We start from the raw sequence: 15,299 nt of genomic DNA, 5'->3' as shown, positions 1-15,299 counted from the left end.
AGCACAATCATTGCTACTGGTAAGGTTGATAAACTGGCATAGGGCGCTAAGGATTGACCAATAATACCACCTAGAAAAATAACAAAAACGCCTAGGGACATAAATAGCGACAAACTAATTGTCAACAACTAGGCATTACGAGGCAGTGAACGCATTTATTTTTTAGTCGGGCGTTGCCAATTTTTTAGGCTGGTTTGCTTGGTGCGACTTAAACTTAATTGGTTGTCAGATACTGTTTTGGTGATAGTAGAGCCCGCACCAATCGTGGCATTTTTACCAATTTTGACGGGTGCAACTAGTTGAGAATCAGAGCCAATGAAGGTGCCATCGCCAATGATGGTTTGATGTTTGTTAACGCCATCATAATTACAAGTAATGACACCAGCGCCAATGTTGACGTTCTCGCCGATAACGGCATCGCCCACATAGCTTAAATGAGAAATTTTGGTGTTTTCACCAATGGTGGACTTTTTAACTTCAACAAAATTACCAATTTTGGCATGGGTTTTGATGTGGGTTTGTGGGCGAATACGTGCAAATGGACCAATAGTAGCACCATCTTCAATAATGCAATCTTCAATAACGCAGTTTGGCAAAATTGATACGTAATTTCCAATCTTAGCGTTTTTTATAATACAATTCGGTGCAATTGTGGTGTTGTCTCCCAGTGCCACTTTGCCTTCAATGAGTGCGTTAATGTCAATCTCGCAATCTTGCCCAAAGGTGAATGCACCTCGACAATCAAACCTATTTGGGTCTTTTAAGCTAAGCCCTTGTTGCATAAATTGGGTCGCTTGATTTTTTTGGAAAATACGTTCTAATTCTGCCAGTTGTACTTTGTCATTCACACCTGATACCTCAAATTGATTTTTGCTAATGATGGATGAAACAGTTTGTCCATCAGCAACTGCACAAGCAATAATATCGGTTAAATAAAGCTCTCCCTGGGCATTGTTTGTGTTGATTTTGCTTAAATACTGCTTTAATAATTGTGAGTGAACAGCCATGATGCCCGTATTCACTTCATTAATATTTAGTTGTGCATTATTTGCATCTTTGTGTTCAACAATGGCTTGTATTTGTTCATTTTGGCGAATAATGCGCCCATAGCCAGTTGGATTATCTAAAATCACGGACAATAAGGCAATGCTACTTTGTTGCGCTTTATGAATTAAATCAGCCAGTGTGGATTTTTTAATCAGTGGTACATCGCCATATAATATGAGTGAGATTGAATTGTCTTCAATATGTGGCATTGCTTGTGCCACGGAATGTCCAGTACCCAATTGCTCAATTTGTTCTACCCAGTTGATATTGGGGTCGTTAATTTTTCGTTGTACTTGTTCGCCTTCAAAGCCATAAACTACATGAATTTGATCGCACAAGGCTTGAGCTTGAGACAAAACATGCCCCAACAAGGTATTATTTGATAAGGTTTGTAAGACTTTTGGCTTAGATGAGTTCATGCGCAAGCCTTTGCCTGCGGCCAAAATAATAGCGTGAATATTGCCCATAAAAATAGCCTAAAAATCCTCTACAATTGGGTTTTGATCAAGATAAGACTGAGTAATACCAGGCACAATAAAACTAATAGTGCCAATCACTTGCCCATTTTTTCGACCCACGCTATAAGTTGCGGCACGCATTTGCATGGGTGCATTTTTAAAAATATCAGCAAAGTTGTGCGATTTGCGTGATTGGGTAATAAAATCCTCTTTACTGATGAACGTGTATTTGATATTGTGCTTTTGGTAGGCTTCATTTTCAAAATCAGAGATTATTTTAGTAAATTCACGCTTATTAAAGGTATTGGCGCTAATTTGGATAATGTCTAATTTATTATTACCTTGTTCAATTAAGACTAAATCGAACTGCGTTTTTAACGCGTAGAATATTTTCTTAATCTTGCTAACATTAATTAATGGCATTATTAGCACAATGGAAACAAGCTTGTCATTTAAAAACCGAAAAGCTATTTCAGCTTCCTCACCTGCTAATGAATGTTTTTGCATGCACAGCGTTCCTTTTTCGTATTTGGCAGAGCAATCCTCTAATGGGTGCGACTTTTGTAAATATGCTTTTGGCATGCCAATTAGGTATTGTTTATAAAGGCGAATTGGCGATTCAGAGATGCTTTGGGTGCTAAGCAACAACAAACCAAGTAGTGTGACAAGTTTTGTGGAAAATTTATTCACAGCGATAGATGCAAAGTGTGATTTATTCGTCTGAAAAGTATAGAATATAAATTTTTATTTAAAAAACAAAAGATGTGGCTAGTCATTATTAAAAAATCGTTGCTTTATGTGTTGTATAAATTGTGTCAAGTTAATAAGTAGTCTGGGTTGATATTGTAAACGCTTAGAGGCATAAATACAATAAAATCAACCACCATGAACAATACCTGTTATCACTGCGGATTAGAAGTGACTAGACATAATAAAGTCCAAGCACCTATTGAAGATGAGCAGAAAGACTTTTGTTGTGCTGGTTGTGCAAGCGTGTGTCAAACCATTTATTTGAGTGGGTTAGGTTCTTTTTATCATCATCAAATCAACTCACTACTGTCTGTTGTTGATTTGGAATATCCAGTAGAATTTTATGATGCAGATGCTTTTCAGCAGCCTTTTTTAGAACCTTCTGATGAGGGAGTTAAAACCATCACCCTAATTAGCGACAGCATTCATTGTGCTGCTTGTGTGTGGTTGATTGAAAGAGCAATTGGCGTGCTTGATGGGGTTGTTTGGGTGCGGGTGAGTTTGACTGATAAGCGCATCCGCCTTAGTTGGGTTGATGCTGATATTCAACTGTCTATAATTATGCAAAGATTAGCAGACCTTGGATATGCGGCTATGCCGTACGAGCAAAATATGGCTGAGTCTATTGCTAATAAAGCCAACAAAGCCATGCTTTACCGTATTAGTTTTAGCGCATTTACAATGATGAATTTATTGTGGATTTCAATTGCTATGTATACAGGTGCAGCAGATGGAAAGTACCATAATTATTTTCAGTGGCTGGGCTTTGCATTGGCTACACCTACTTTATTTTATGCGGGTATGCCATTTCTTAAAAATGCTTATTTTGGGCTTAAAAACCGTTTTATGAATATGGATGTGCCGATTAGTATTGGGGCATTGAGCACGTATTTTTATTCTGTGTATGTGCTATCGGGGCTGTCTACTAAAAATGAGGTATATTTTGACACGGTGGTTAATTTTATCTTTGTGATTCTAATTGGGCGTTATCTTGAAAGCTCAGCCAAAAAATCCACACTATCAGCCTCTAGTGCTTTGCAGCAGCTACAACCCAAAGTTGCCTATGTGATTAGCAAAGGCGAGGAAAAAATTACGCCAGTGGACGCAATTAAAATGGGTGAAACTGTGCTAATTAAGCCTACAGAGCGTTTAGCAGTGGATGGTATTGTTTTGTCAGGTGATAGTGAAGTGGATGAATCGCTATTGATAGGGGAGTCTTTGTTGGTTAGAAAGCAATCTGGTGATGAGGTATTTGCTGGTTCGGTCAATGCCACTGGCAGCCTTATGATTAAGGTGACAAAAACCTTAAAGAATTCGGCTTTAGGACAAATTGTTAGCCTAGTTGAGAACACACAGTACAACAAGAACTCAATTATTTGTACGCTTGATAAAATCATTCCCTATTTTGTTGGCACGACCATTTTTTTGGCAATAGCGACTTTTATTTATTGGTATCCATATGATTTTGATTTGGCATTGTTAAGTGCCACTAGCGTGCTGATTATCACCTGTCCTTGTGCATTTGGGCTGGCTACACCAATGAGTATTGCGGTTGCCAGTGGCGTGGCAATTAAGAAAAAAATACTCATTAAAAACAGTGATGCACTTGAAGTGCTAGATAAAGTAGATTGGGTGGTTTTTGATAAAACTGGCACACTCACCAAAGGTGAGTTTAGTATTAGTCATATTGAAGCTTTGATTGATAAAACCAATTTTATCAATATCATGGCTAGCATTGAAAGGCATTCTGAACACCCTTTGGCTAAAGCAATTGTTGGCGCTGATAAAGCTGACAGCATTTTAGAAGTAAGCGAGTTTTATGCTGACCATGGCCGAGGTGTGAGCGGTGTTATTCATCAGCAAAGTTATAAAATCGGTCATTTGTCTTATGTGGATAGTAAACATCAAGTGGATACTGATTTGTTAAATAAATCTAGCATATTAGAGCAGCAAGGTGCGAGTTGTATTTGGTGTGCTAATGAATCTGACGTATTGGGCTTTGTTGCTTTAAAAGATCAAATTAAATCAGATGCTACCAAGGTTATTGATAAGCTTAAATCTATGGGCAAGCAAGTCAGCATATTAAGTGGTGATAGCAAAGTGGTTACCCAAGCGATTGCCTCAAAATTGGGGATTGAACATATGATTGCGCAAGCCTTGCCAAAAGACAAGGCCGATTATATAAAACAATTACAGCAAAGCCATACAGTGCTTATGATAGGTGATGGCGTGAATGATGCACCTGCCTTAGTGCAAGCTAATGCCAGTATTGCGATTGGCTCAGGCAGTGATGTGTCGGTTAATAGTGCAGATTTGGTTATCTTAAAATCCACACTTAGCCCAATTATTGAACTGATTAATTTAGCAAAGCGTACCAACAGCACCATTAAACAAAACATCACTTTTGCGCTACTATACAATGCTTTTATGGTGCCACTGGCGATAATGGCAAAGGTTACGCCGCTATTCGCCGCTATTGTTATGCCGATTAGTTCATTAATTGTGATTGGCAATGCTGCACGTCTAAGAAACAAGTAAAAACAGCACACGCATAAGTTTCAAATAGTATATAATATGTCCTCTTTTACGATTTTAGAATAAGTCCAGATAACATGAAAACAGATATTCATCCTAATTACAATGACGTTAAAGTAGTTTGTTCATGTGGCAATACCTTTGAAACACGCTCAACCGTTGACAAAGAAGAATTACACTTAGATGTATGTTCTAGTTGTCATCCCTTTTATACAGGTAAACAAAAGATTATGGACAGCGCTGGTCGTGTTGAGAAGTTTAAATCACGTTATGCCAGTTTTAAGAGATAAGGGCACAAAATTCAATAAAAAAAGCCACTTTCGTGGCTTTTTTTATACCTGATTGGCAAAGATATACGAACAAAATCATTATAATTACAGCGTTTACTTTTTATATTAAAAGCCCATGTCATTTGATTATATTAATGCCTTATTGAAAAAACCCACCTCACGCACACCTATTTGGGTGATGCGCCAAGCGGGTCGTTATTTGCCAGAATATCGCGTCACTCGAAAACAGGCAGGTGATTTTTTATCGCTGTGCAAAAATCCAGAATTAGCTTGTGAAGTTACTATGCAACCGATTGATAGATTTGATTTAGATGCGGCGATTTTATTCTCTGATATTCTCACCATTCCTGACGCAATGGGTTTGGGTTTGTATTTTTCAGAAGGCGAAGGCCCTAAATTTTCAAACCCACTTAATACATTAGCCTCCATTGAGCAATTAAAAAAGCCTAATGTGGGTAATGAGTTGTCTTATGTCACTGATGCTGTGTCGGTTATTAAAAAAGCCTTAAATAACAAGGTGCCATTAATTGGTTTTACGGGTAGTCCGTGGACATTAGCCACGTATATGGTTGAAGGCGGTTCAAGCAAGAACTTTGCTAAAGTTAAAGGGCTGATGTATGAAAATCCCGCACACATGCACCAATTATTAGACAAATTAGCAGACACAATTATTGATTATTTGAATGGTCAAATTCAAGCAGGCGCAGATTCGGTGATGATTTTTGACACTTGGGGTGGTTTGTTGAATAAACAAAGCTATGAAGATTTTTCACTTCAATATATGGCTAAAATCGTTAATGGCATTAAGCGTGAATTTAACGGTAAAATCATTCCAGTCACCTTATTTACTAAAGGTGGTGCTATGCGGCTAGAGCAGATTGCAAACAGTGGTTGTGATGGTGTGGCATTGGATTGGACGGTGGAGTTGAATGATGCACAACGGCGTATTGGCGCCAAGGTGACACTTCAGGGTAATCTAGATCCTTGTGTTTTATACGCATCACCTGAAAAAATACGCAAAGAAGTTAAAAAAATATTATCACAATTTCAGGGTAATACAGGCCATGTGTTTAACCTAGGCCATGGTATCTCTCCTGATGTCAATCCTGAGCACATGAAAATTCTGGTAGATGCTGTGCATGAATTTAGCAAAAGATAACACATAATGTCAAGGTTAAGTACAATTTTTACCCAACTCCCTGTTGGCAAAAAAGCATTTATCCCCTTTATCACTGCGGGGGATGGCGGGCTTGATAATACCCTTGAATTGATGCAAGTTTTGGTCAAAAATGGTGCGGATGTGATTGAGTTGGGTGTACCGTTTTCAGACCCGATGGCTGATGGCCCTACAATTGCTAAGTCGCACGAGCGTGCGGTGAAGGATGGCGTAAGTCTATCTGATGTGCTTGCTTTGGTTAAAAAATTCAGACAAAGCAACGACACAACAGCCACTGTACTGATGGGTTATTTAAATCCGATTGAGGTTTTTGGTTATCAAGCCTTTGCTAATGTTGCTAGTGAAAGTGGCGTTGATGGTGTGTTGGTAGTAGATATGCCACCAGAAGAAGCGCATGATTTAAAGCAGAGTCTTGATGGAGTTGATATTGATCTTATCTTTTTAGTTGCGCCAACGACAACAGATGAACGTTTAGCATTTTTAGCCACCATTGCCTCAGGTTTTATTTATTTTGTCGCCCTTAAAGGTGTGACGGGCGCAGGGCATTTGGATGTTGATTTGGTCAAAACACATCTTTTAAGAATTCGTCAAACGGTTGATTTGCCCATTGGGGTGGGTTTTGGCATTAAAGACGCTAAAAGTGCAAAGGCAGTGTCTGAGCATGCTGATGCAGTTATTGTGGGCTCATCGTTGGTTGCATTTGTTGCACAATATGCAAATGATAGAGATAAAATGCTAGCAAGTGTTGGGCGTTTGGCAGATGAAATTTCTACCGCAATTAAATAATTAAAACAAGGAAAAGCGTATGAGTTGGCTAGAAAAAATCTTACCCTCTATTACCAGTGTAGCGAAGAAAAATATCCCAGAAGGCTTATGGAGCAAGTGTCCTAAGTGTGAAACCACGCTTTATTCAGAAGAATTAAAAACGTTGAATTATGTTTGTCCTAAGTGTGATTACCATATGCGTATTTCTGCTCGTATGCGACTTGATAGCTTCTTGGACGAAGATGGGCAGGAAGAAATTGCTGCTAATTTAAGTGCGGTTGATCCTTTAAAGTTTAAGGATCAAAAAAAATACAAAGATCGTTATTTACAAGCACAAAAAACCACCCATGAAAAAGATGCGCTTGTGGTTAAAACAGGCACACTTAACGGCATAAAAGTCATGGTCGCTGCTTTTGAATTTAAATTTATGGGGGGCTCTATGGGTTCTGTGGTTGGCGAGAAGTTTGTTCGTGCTGCAAAAATAAGTATTGAAACCAACGCACCGTTGATTTGTTTTTCAGCTTCAGGCGGTGCACGTATGCAAGAGGGCTTGTTTTCACTGATGCAGATGAGCAAGACAGCTTTAATGATTAAGTTGCTGAGTGATAAAAAAGTACCTTTTATTTCGATTTTGACCGATCCAACCATGGGCGGCGTTTCTGCTAGTTTTGCCATGTTAGGAGATATTCATATTGCTGAACCAAATGCGTTGATTGGTTTTGCTGGCCCTAGAGTGGTTGAACAAACCGTGCGAGAGTCATTGCCAGAAGGCTTTCAACGTAGCGAGTTTTTGCTAGAAAAAGGTGCGATTGATATGATTGTGCACCGGTCTGAGTTGCGCACTCAAGTACATAAAATATTAAGCGCCATGATGTTTAATAATGGCTAAATACAAAATCCTCTACAAGCTTAGCCATGCAAATGGTGCATTGGTTGATGAATCTTGGGACGAGCCACTTGAGTTCGAATTGGGCGATGGCCAGCTAGATTCGTGCTTAGAGTCCTGCGTTATTGATGCTCAAGTGGGAAAATTGCAAACCTTCCTTTTAAGCACATCAGAGGCATTTGGCAGTGAGCTGGAAGAAGCCTTTCAAATAATGAAACGCTCAGATTTCCCACTAACCATGCCGATTGAGCTAGATGCCGTTGTTGAGTTTAAAACACCTATAGGGGATTCTTATGTGGGTTGTATTGATAAAATTGAGGGAGATGGTATTACCGTTAATTTTAACCACTCACTGGCAGGTAGTGATGTCTCTTTTCAAGTAAAAATCCTCCAAAAACAGTGAAAATTTTACTGGCAAACCCACGTGGTTTTTGTGCTGGTGTTGACCGTGCAATTGAAATTGTGGAGCGTGCGTTAAAGTTGCATGGCGCACCTGTGTATGTTCGTCATGAAGTGGTGCATAATAAATTTGTGGTTGATGGGCTAAAGGCTAAAGGTGCTGTTTTTGTTGAAGATATTTCTGATGTGCCTAATAACCAAGTGGTTATTTTTAGTGCACATGGCGTATCAATGGCAGTGCGAAAACAAACACAAAACACGGGTGCAACCATTTATGATGCCACTTGCCCTTTGGTGGCCAAAGTGCATAAAGAAGTTGCCAGAAAACAAAAACAAAATCATCAGGTTATTTTGATTGGTCATAAAGGACATCCAGAGGTTGAAGGCACGTTAGGGCAATCTAGCGAGGACAAATGTGTTCAATTAGTGGAAACAATTGAGGACGTTGAGCGTTTAAATTTATCAAAAAATACCCATATTTCTTATACAACACAAACCACGCTTTCGATTGATGATACTCAACATATTGTGAATTATTTAAAATCAAAGTTTCCCACTATTGATGCGCCCAAGAAAGATGATATTTGTTATGCCACACAAAATCGTCAAGATGGGGTTAAAATTTTGATGCAATCTTCTGATGTGTTGTTAGTATTAGGCTCTAGCAACTCATCTAATTCAAATCGCCTTAAAGAAATTGCTGAAAAAATGGGTATTCCTGCCTATCTGATTGATGGTGCTGATGAAATTGATGAGTTGTGGCTTAAAGGTATGAATACAATAGGCGTAACCGCAGGTGCTTCAGCGCCAGAAGTTTTGGTTCAAGAAGTAATCCATTATTTGCGAGATAAGGGCGCAACTAAAGTTATTGAAGTGAATGGTGCGAAGGAGAATATTCATTTTCCAGTGCCAAAAGAATTAAGATAGGATGTTTTATTTAATAAGTAAGCTAAGTTTGGCAAAGACACTCATCCCTTATTAAAAATAAAAATAGTATGAAAAAAACAGCATTAATTTGTGGCTCGTACGCTTTTGACAGCATTATGGTGTTTCACGATCATTTTAAAAATCACATTTTGCCCGACAAGGTACATATGCTCAATGTGTCATTTTTAGTGCCAACCATGCGCAAAGAGTTTGGCGGTTGTGCTGGCAATATTGCTTATAATTTGCATTTATTGGGTGCCAATTCAGTGCCAATGGCAACAGTAGGCAGTGATTTCACACCCTATTTAGCGTGGATGGAAAAGCACCATATGAACACCTCATATATCAAAATTCTAAAAGATCAATATACAGGGCAAGCATTTATCACCACTGATATGAGTGATAATCAAATTACTGCTTTTCATCCAGGTGCGATGGATCAATCACACCAAAATAAGGTGTCTGATGCCAGTGCGGTTGATATTGGCATTGTGTCTCCTGATGGACGTGTTGGCATGATTGAGCATGCGGCACAATTTAAACAATTAAAAATTCCATTTATTTTTGATCCAGGTCAGGGTATGCTAATGTTTTCAGGCGAGGAGCTGGTCAATTTTATTGAACAAGCCACCTATATAGCAGCCAATGACTATGAATCACAAATGTTACAAGCCAAAACTGGACTAGATTTGCCAACCATTGCTTCCAAAGTTGACGCTTTGATTATTACTAAAGGTAGCGAAGGTTCAGAAATTCATACCGATGGCAAATTAATCAATATTGGCCCTGCCAAGGCAGATACTGCGCAAGACCCTACAGGTTGTGGTGACGCTTATCGTGCTGGATTGTTGTATGGCTTAATGCATGACATGGATTGGAAAACGATTGGCCAATTAGCAGGACTATTGGGCGCTATTAAGGTGGCGCATCTAGGTACGCAAAACCATGAGTTTGATATGGCTGATATTGAAAATCGCTATCAAGATAGTTATGGCGAATCGTTGTTTTAGCTAAGGCGGTCGTTATTTTTTTGTCTTTTCTATTTGGAAAGCCAGTTTTTGTTATAACTGAATTAATTTAATGTTTTTAGTAGGTTTTCTATCAATTCAATTCGTCTAATATCTTCAGGCATCTCTTGTTTAACAATTAATTGATTTTGACCCTTTAGCTGATATTTTTTTGCTTGCTTTTGAATAAGGTTGATGATTCTTATCGGCTCAATGGCATTTTTATTACCAAAGGTAATGATGGCTTTGTCTTTATAGAGGTTGATTTCATCAATACCAATTTTTTGTGAAAAGAGCTTGAGTTTGGTATTAGCAAATAAGTTTTTGGTTGAATTTGGTAATAATCCAAAACGGTCAATCATCTCAATTTGTAGAGCTCTAAGTTCTTTATTGTTTTGGCAACTGGCAATGCGCTTGTAGAGTACGAGTCGTTCGTGCACGTCAAAAATATACGCCTCTGGAATGATAGATGGCAAGCCAGAATCAATTTTCACTTCATGATTAATTGGGTCGTTAAGGTTAATTTTTCTACCAGAGCGCATGGCATCAATGGTGCGTTTTAATAAATCATGGTAAAGATTAAAGCCAATTTCGCTAATTTTTCCAGATTGATTATCACCCAATAAATCACCCGCACCACGAATTTCAAGGTCGTGATTAGCTAGCATAAATCCAGCACCAAGCTCTTCTAAAGACTCAACGGCATCAAGGCGTTTTTTGGCTGTTTTAGATAGTGATTGATGAGATTTAATAATTAAATAGGCATAAGCCCTATGGTGGGAGCGACCAACACGGCCCCGCAGTTGGTGTAGTTGTGCCAGACCAAAATTTTGTGCATTAATAATAATAATGGTATTGGCATTGGGAATGTCAATCCCTGTTTCGATAATCGTGGTGCAAACTAAAATTTGGAAACGTGCGTGATAAAAATCACTCATGACTCTTTCTAGTTCACGTGTCGGCATTTGTCCGTGGGCGATACGAACGTGAACTTTTGGTATAATTTGTTTGAGATTTTCTGCCATATTATCAATTGAGTCAATATCGTTGTGTAGTACAAATACCTGACCGCCACGGTGCATTTCACGTGTGATTGCCTCTTTGATGTTGTTGTTATCCCACTCTTGCACAAACGTTTGGATGGCACTACGTTTGGCAGGTGGCGTGGCAATAATGGATAACTCTCTTAATGAGCCTAGCGCCATACTTAATGTGCGTGGAATAGGGGTGGCAGTCATGGTTAGAATGTCGCTCTCGCCCCGTAGTTTTTTCAATGCCTCTTTTTGTTTAACGCCGAAGCGATGCTCTTCGTCAATAATAATCAAGCCAAGGTTTTTGTATTTAATAGTACCTTGAATAATTTTGTGTGTGCCAATGACAATGTCAATTGTTCCTTGGTTTAATTTTTCAATAATTAGTTTTTGCTCTTTTTGGGTTTGAAACCTTGAAAGCGCTGCAATTTCAACAGGGTGGTTGGCAAAACGGTCAACAAACGATTGATAGTGCTGGTTAGATAATAGCGTGGTTGGTACCAAAATTGCCACTTGTTTGCCTGCTTCAACCGCTAAGAATGCCGCACGCATGGCAATTTCAGTTTTGCCAAAACCAACATCGCCACAGACCAATCTGTCCATTGGTTTGTGTGATTGCATATCTGCTAAAACTTCGCCCATAGTTTTTAGCTGATCTGGTGTTTCTTCAAAGGGAAAGCTGGCAACAAATGAGGAATAAGCATCATTCGGTTCAGGGAAAGCAAAGCCTGTTTGAGAGACTCGTTTGGCATAAATTTCTAATAATTCAGCTGCCACATCAAACAAAGCCTCACCCGCTTTTTTCTTAGCCTTACTCCATTGATTTGTGCCTAGCTTGTGTAATGGTGCACTATCTAGTGAAATGCCAGCGTACCTAGAGATTAAATTAAGCGAGGTGATTGGTACCATTAACTTTGCGTTATCAGCATATTCTAGGGCAATAAAATCTTGTGATTGTCCATCAAAGGTTTGGGTTTTAAGCCCTAAATATCTGCCCACACCATAGTTTTCATGCACAATCGCATCACCCATTTTAATTTCAACTAGGCTTTTAATTGCCTCATTAAAATCTTTATGTTTGGCACGGCGACGGCGCTGTTGCTGAACCACTTCTTGACCGAATAAATCCTCTTCAGTAACAATGGCGATACCATTAGTGAATAAGCCATGGGTAATGTTTTCATGGGTAATGTTAAGTGGCTTGTTATTTTTGCTAAATTCATGCCAGTTTTTAACACTATGAACATCAAGGTTATGGCTGATGAGTAAATCACTGAGCACATCTTGCCTACCACGCGACCCACAAACAATTAATATTTTTTTGCTTTGCTTGTTGGTAAATCTTTTAACAAATGCTGAAAATTTGCTTAATGGATTTTTTGTTTGTGGCTCAATGTGTATGGAAGGCAATAGGCTTGAATTAAAATTAAAGTGTTGGTTTTTATTTTCTAGTTTTGACGTGCTAATGATGAGTTGTGATTTTTGCTTGATTTCACTAAACAACAACTCTTTGGACAGGAAAACTTGGGGAATATCAAGTGGAGCTCTATCTAATGATTTTTTAGCATTTTCAAATCGTTCACGTATCTCGCTATAAGTCTTATCCACTAAGTCTGAAAATCCTTTTGATGTGGCAACAATAGTGTTATCCACTAGATAATCAAATAAGGTGTTGGTTGTGTTAAAAAACAGCGGTAAATAAAATTCAATACCACCTGGTAGCCTACCTTCGCTAACTTCGGTATAAATAAAGCCATTGTCATTAAACGCTTTTTGATAATTGGTTTTGAAACGCTCAATGCTAGCATTATCTGTGGCAAATTCTCTGGCAGGCAATAGCGCAATTTCAGACACTTGCACCTTGGAGCGTTGAGTTGAAGTATCAAAGGTGCGAATAGACTCTACTTCTTGGTCAAACAAATCAATTCGGTAGGGTGTTTTTGCGCCTATTGGGTATAAATCAATCAATGAGCCATGAATATTAAACTCACCATGCTCCATTACGGTGGTTACACGGTTGTAGCCAATTTTGAGTAGTTTTTCACTAAAGGCTTCAATATTAATGTTGTCATTAATATTAATATTGAAGCTATATTTTTCGCCAAACTCTAATGGGCATAAACGTGAGAATAATGATTCTAATGTGGTGATAACAATACCACGTTTAAGACTTTTAAGTTTTGATAGGGTTTTTAATCGACTTGAGATGATATCAGGATGAGGTGAAAAGTGATCATAGGCGAGTACCTCCCAGCTATCAAATTTTAAAATTTCTAAGTCTGTATTGTAGAAGTTTAAAGATTTATAAAGACTGTCAAAATGGGTAATGTCATTAGCAATGACTAAAATAACTTGCTGTTGTTGATTGGAAAATTCAATTAATGCCAGTGCATCTGCACTGCCGTATAGTGAGCCCCAATAAGTTTTTTGACCTGATTGAAAGCGTTTAAGCTTATCAGGATAGAGATATGGCATGACGTTTAGTTATTGTCAGTCAGGATGCTAATGCCTTCATTTTCTAGCATTGTAATGAGTTGAATAAGTGGCAAGCCAATCAAACTATTTGGATCATTACCAATCATACGTTTAAATAAACTAATGCCCAGGCTTTCTGATTTAAAACTACCTGTACAGTTATAGGGGGTCTCTTTTTTAAGGTAATATTCAATTTGTTTACTATTCAAATCTTTAAAGACCACTTTAAAAGTTTCAACTTTAGTTTGCATATTGTTATTATTTGTATTTAAAAGTGCCAAACTTGTAAGAAAAGTTACTGTATTTCCAGAACTTTGCTGTAGCTGTTTAATGGCATTTTCATGGTTTTTTGGCTTGGTTAATATCTTATCATCAGCGTTTTTACCATGAGCAAGTGTTGCGACTTGATCAGAAGCAATGATTAACCCATGATGCGTTTTTGCAATTTCTTTAGCTTTTTCTTGAGCCAGCCGATAAACCAACTGCTCGGGTGTTTCGCCCTCTTTTCTTGATTCATCAATCTTTGGCGAATGCGCCTTAAAAATTAACCCTAGTTTGGCAAGTAATGTTTTTCTAAAAGGTGAACTTGAGGCTAGAATTAATGATACCATAATGAGTGATATTTGTAAAATATCACATAATTTTACTTTAATTGAAACTTTTTTCTATGAAATTATCTATTATTGTGGCAATGGATGACAATCAGCTGATTGGTAAAAATAATGCCTTACCTTGGCATTTGCCAGCAGATTTGGCTTATTTTAAAAAGACAACAACAGGCAAAGCCGTCTTAATGGGGCGCAAAACTTATGACTCTATTGGCAAGCCGCTACCCAATCGTCGCAATATTATTGTGAGTCGTAATATGAAGTTCAAAGCTGATGGCTGTGAGGTTGTTGGTAGTATTAACGCAGCATTAAGTCTGGCTAATGGTGATAATGAACTGATGATTATGGGCGGTGTATCTTTTTACGAACAAATGGTAAATAGTGTTGATAGACTCTATATCACCGAAGTTAATGGTAAATTTGATGGCGACGCCTACTTTCCAAAATTTGACCGCGCTCAATTTAGCGAACTTAGCCGTGAATCTCATCAACCTGATGAGAAAAATCCACATGCCTATGATTTCGTCATCTTACAAAGGAATACGGACTAGGGGTAACAACGCATTCTATAGTTGAAATAATAATTTAATTATCTGAATATATAAATTCCACCCGAATGCCACTTGGTTCGTAACACATCATGCGTTTGGCAGGTCCTTGTCCTAATTGCTCTGGTGGAAATTCAATATTAATGTGCTTTTTGAGTAATTGTTGGTAAAGCGTATTTAGACTCTGCTCACTTTTAACTTCAAGCGCTATTATATAATGCAGGCCAATATTTTTATCCTTGTTGAATAGGTTTGGTGTGTCTTCTTTAGCTAGCCAAAGTGTGAGCATAACATAGCCATCACTAACAAAGATAGCTGGCTATGTTTTATTTCTACGCACCTCTTTCCACCCCAGTAGCGAGATAAAAAACTCTGCACTTTTTTCTAGTTTTGAGA

14 protein-coding genes are annotated in these 15,299 nt (G+C 38.3%); 9 read left to right on the top strand and 5 right to left on the bottom strand.

Features of this window, described 5'->3' with window-relative positions; translation table 11 throughout:
• Positions 1-155: 155 nt before the first annotated feature.
• Both glmU and CVPH_RS09285 read right to left on the bottom strand, forming a co-directional pair.
• Complete coding sequence (glmU, locus tag CVPH_RS09290; RefSeq protein WP_201341436.1) at positions 156-1,514, bottom strand: bifunctional UDP-N-acetylglucosamine diphosphorylase/glucosamine-1-phosphate N-acetyltransferase GlmU; 1,359 nt, start codon at positions 1,512-1,514, stop codon at positions 156-158.
• Positions 1,515-1,523: 9 nt separating this feature from the next.
• Positions 1,524-2,195, bottom strand: coding sequence for a hypothetical protein (locus CVPH_RS09285; protein WP_201341435.1), 672 nt, complete (start codon positions 2,193-2,195; stop codon positions 1,524-1,526).
• A 195-nt stretch (positions 2,196-2,390) separates the two neighbouring features.
• Between CVPH_RS09285 and CVPH_RS09280 the strand changes: the two genes are divergently transcribed.
• The 8 genes from CVPH_RS09280 (at position 2,391) to CVPH_RS09245 (ending at position 10,244) form a co-directional block, all read left to right on the top strand.
• Positions 2,391-4,793: a heavy metal translocating P-type ATPase gene (locus tag CVPH_RS09280; protein WP_201341434.1), complete on the top strand. Its 2,403-nt coding sequence runs from the start codon at positions 2,391-2,393 to the stop codon at positions 4,791-4,793.
• A gap of 74 nt (positions 4,794-4,867) precedes the next feature.
• Entirely contained in the window at positions 4,868-5,080 is a 213-nt protein-coding gene (gene rpmE / locus CVPH_RS09275; RefSeq protein ID WP_201341433.1) for a 50S ribosomal protein L31, read from the top strand.
• Between the two features lie 115 nt (positions 5,081-5,195).
• On the top strand, positions 5,196-6,239 hold the full coding sequence (gene hemE, locus CVPH_RS09270) for a uroporphyrinogen decarboxylase (RefSeq protein ID WP_201341432.1): 1,044 nt from the start codon (positions 5,196-5,198) through the stop codon (positions 6,237-6,239).
• A gap of 6 nt (positions 6,240-6,245) precedes the next feature.
• Positions 6,246-7,043, top strand: coding sequence for a tryptophan synthase subunit alpha (gene trpA / locus CVPH_RS09265; RefSeq protein WP_201341431.1), 798 nt, complete (start codon positions 6,246-6,248; stop codon positions 7,041-7,043).
• Between the two features lie 19 nt (positions 7,044-7,062).
• Positions 7,063-7,911, top strand: coding sequence for an acetyl-CoA carboxylase, carboxyltransferase subunit beta (gene accD, locus CVPH_RS09260; RefSeq protein WP_201341430.1), 849 nt, complete (start codon positions 7,063-7,065; stop codon positions 7,909-7,911).
• Entirely contained in the window at positions 7,904-8,311 is a 408-nt protein-coding gene (locus CVPH_RS09255) for an FKBP-type peptidyl-prolyl cis-trans isomerase (protein ID WP_201341429.1), read from the top strand. The genes accD and CVPH_RS09255 overlap by 8 nt, the downstream gene beginning before the upstream one ends.
• Complete coding sequence (gene ispH / locus CVPH_RS09250; protein WP_201341428.1) at positions 8,308-9,234, top strand: 4-hydroxy-3-methylbut-2-enyl diphosphate reductase; 927 nt, start codon at positions 8,308-8,310, stop codon at positions 9,232-9,234. The genes CVPH_RS09255 and ispH overlap by 4 nt, the downstream gene beginning before the upstream one ends.
• 68 nt (positions 9,235-9,302) lie before the next feature.
• A complete protein-coding gene (locus CVPH_RS09245) occupies positions 9,303-10,244 on the top strand; it encodes a carbohydrate kinase family protein (RefSeq protein WP_201341427.1) in 942 nt (313 codons plus the stop codon).
• 62 nt (positions 10,245-10,306) lie between these two features.
• On the opposite strand, the gene mfd is transcribed toward CVPH_RS09245, so the two are convergent.
• Both mfd and CVPH_RS09235 read right to left on the bottom strand, forming a co-directional pair.
• A complete protein-coding gene (mfd, locus tag CVPH_RS09240; protein ID WP_201341426.1) occupies positions 10,307-13,747 on the bottom strand; it encodes a transcription-repair coupling factor in 3,441 nt (1,146 codons plus the stop codon).
• Between the two features lie 5 nt (positions 13,748-13,752).
• Positions 13,753-14,358 (bottom strand): Maf family protein, encoded by a 606-nt coding sequence (locus CVPH_RS09235; protein WP_201341425.1) that lies wholly within the window; start codon positions 14,356-14,358, stop codon positions 13,753-13,755.
• A gap of 56 nt (positions 14,359-14,414) precedes the next feature.
• Here CVPH_RS09235 and CVPH_RS09230 point away from each other — a divergent pair, with 56 nt between their 5' ends.
• Complete coding sequence (locus CVPH_RS09230; protein WP_201341424.1) at positions 14,415-14,906, top strand: dihydrofolate reductase; 492 nt, start codon at positions 14,415-14,417, stop codon at positions 14,904-14,906.
• Positions 14,907-14,940: 34 nt separating this feature from the next.
• On the opposite strand, the gene CVPH_RS10380 is transcribed toward CVPH_RS09230, so the two are convergent.
• Positions 14,941-15,192, bottom strand: coding sequence for a VOC family protein (locus CVPH_RS10380; RefSeq protein ID WP_225879706.1), 252 nt, complete (start codon positions 15,190-15,192; stop codon positions 14,941-14,943).
• Positions 15,193-15,299 lie beyond the last annotated feature (107 nt).

The sequence above is a fragment of the Abyssogena phaseoliformis symbiont OG214 genome, assembly GCF_016592595.1.
Taxonomy (GTDB): Bacteria; Pseudomonadota; Gammaproteobacteria; order PS1; family Pseudothioglobaceae; genus Ruthia.
This window is presented reverse-complemented; position numbering and strand designations above follow the sequence as displayed.